Consider the following 2,276-nt stretch of genomic DNA (forward strand, 5'->3'; position numbering starts at 1 on the left):
GGCATCGTCGACGCGCTCGCCAGACGTCCCGGTATCCAGTTCCTGTACTGGGACGATGCTTCCGGCGACATTGACCTCACCGCGACCCGCCTGGGTTCTTGCCCGTGGACTTCTTGGTGCTCTGCGAGGTGGTCTTCTTCGGCGCCGGCTTCGCGGTGGTCTTCGTCGGCGCCGGTGTCGGGGTCGGAGTCTTCGGGGTGAGGGCCTCGCGCAGGTTGCCGAGGTTGCACTTCCAGTTCTCGATCGTGCTCTCGGGGTCGGTGCCCTTCTTGCACTCCTGCGCCGCCGCCGCGTCGGCCGGCGGGGCCGCGAGCACGAGGACGAGCGCCCCCGCCGAGACCGCCGCCGAAGCCGAACCGAGCCGCCTGAGCCCCTGGGGCATGTTCTTCCTCCACCCGATGCCGTGCCTGAAACAGCCGGCGTGCCTGAAACCGCTGCCCTGCAGGGCCTTCACGCGCCCGACCCTGTTGACATCGTGTCCCATACGGGCCCGCCCGTAAACCGCGACACGGTGGTTTCTTTACCTCGCGTTGGCCTCGGCGTGCCTCACTGGGCGACGAGCGATGCCAGGCGGGTGCGCCGCGGCGCCGGACCCCCCTCGCGCACGGCCGCGGCCAGCGCTGGCCCGGCCGCCTGCACGACCGACAGGTGCCGCCGCGCCAGCCCGAACGCGGTGGCCACCAGCGGCCGCGACAGCCCCTCGGCGGGCAGCACCGCCACGACGGCGGGGCGGCGCGTCCCGCGCGCCAGCGCGACCGGCACGGCCCAGCCGTGCCGCAGCCGGGCCGCGTCCGCCGGGGCGACGGTGGCCGGCCCGGCGGGGAAGTCGATGTCGAGGCCGTGCGGGCCGCCGCCGGTCACCGTGCCGGTCTCGCCGACCGCGGCCTGGGGGAGCGGCGCGGCCACGACGACCCGGTCGCCGGGGTCCATCCCGCCGAACGCGCCCGGCCCGGGGTTCAGCCGGGCCTTCAGCGCCGCGTTGAGCGCGCCCGCGCCCGCCGGGCCGCCCGCCGCGGGCGCGACGGCCTGGACGTCCTCGGCGGGGATGCCGAGCGCGCGGGGGATCGAGTCGGTGAGCAGCTGCACCGCCCGGTGCACCGCCTCGCCCGGGTCGGCGGCGGGCACGATGACGACCTCCCGGTCCGGCGCCTCCACGGCGGGCAGGTCGCCGCCGCGCACCGCCGCCGCCAGCACGCCGAGCGGGCCGGACGGCGGCGCCGCGTCCAGCGTGACGACGGGGACGGTCTCCGACGCCTCCAGGTCGTCCAGCGGCCGGCCGGGCCCGGCGGGCGGCGCGGCGCCGGGCTCGGCGCACAGCACCAGGTGGGCGCCGTCCGGGCACGCCTCTGCCAGCGCCGCGCACAGCTCGACGTCGAGCGCCGACGCGTCCGCCACCACGAGCAGGTCGAGGTCGAGGGGGTGCTGCTCGCCGCGCCCGTAGACGACGCCTCCGCCGGGCGCCTCCCGCGGCTCCAGGAGCCGGTGCAGGCCGGTGACCGCCACGCCCTCGGGGGCGGGCAGGCCGGCGGCGGCGCGGTCGGTCGGCGCCGCGACGGCGGCCCGCAGCCCGGCGGCCGCGGCGGCGCCGGCGATCCCGGCGGCGGCCGCGGCGAGCCCGTCGGCGTCGCCGCCGCGCAGGACGCTGACGCCGGTGCGCAGCGCGGCGGTGAGCGCGAGCGACCGGTCCTCGGGCAGCCCGTCGCGCAGCTCCTTGACGGCCGCGTCGTCCAGCAGCGGCGCGGCGGTGAGCGTGAGCCGCTGGAACCCCTCGGCGGCGGCCTCCTCCGCGAGCGCCCACCGCGCCGCGCCGAGCATCTCCTCCGGCTCCTCCGGCTCGGCGTCCTCGGCGAAGGACTCCTCGTCGAACTCCGGCTCCTCGGTGAGGGAGAGGACCTCGGCCTCGTCCAGCGCGGCCTCCACGGCGGCGCGCGGGTCCGGGACGCGGGCGCGCTCCAGCGCCGCGACCACGTCGGCGGCCGGCGTGACGGTGTGCCCGGCGCGCGCCGCCTCGGTCAGCAGGTGCAGCACCAGCGCCCGGCCGCGCCGCACGTCGCCCGGCCCCGCCGCGTCCCCGAGGACGGCGCGCGCGAAGTGGTCGGCCTGCGGGGGCCGGACGCCGGGGACGCGCAGCAGCAGCCACGGGTCGGCGCGCAGCCGGTCCGCGGCGTCCGGGCCGAGCCGGGCGAGGGCGCCGGCCGCGAGCTGCGCGGGCGCGCCCGCCGCGGCGAACAGCTCGGTCAGGCCGGCCGGAGCGCGCACGACGGGCTGGCCGCCCT

2 protein-coding genes are annotated in these 2,276 nt (G+C 79.2%); both read right to left on the bottom strand.

Annotated elements, in window-relative coordinates; genetic code table 11:
• Window positions 1–76: 76 nt before the first annotated feature.
• Entirely contained in the window at window positions 77–382 is a 306-nt protein-coding gene (locus AB0K34_RS46470) for a hypothetical protein (RefSeq protein WP_364554938.1), read from the bottom strand.
• Between the two features lie 164 nt (window positions 383–546).
• Window positions 547–2,259, bottom strand: a complete 1,713-nt coding sequence (locus AB0K34_RS46475; RefSeq protein ID WP_364554940.1) for an AAA family ATPase — start codon at window positions 2,257–2,259, stop codon at window positions 547–549.
• Between the last annotated feature and the right edge of the window lie 17 nt (window positions 2,260–2,276).

It is taken from the genome of Actinomadura sp. NPDC049382, from assembly GCF_040677125.1.
In the GTDB taxonomy this organism is placed as follows: Bacteria; Actinomycetota; Actinomycetes; order Streptosporangiales; family Streptosporangiaceae; genus Spirillospora; species Spirillospora geliboluensis.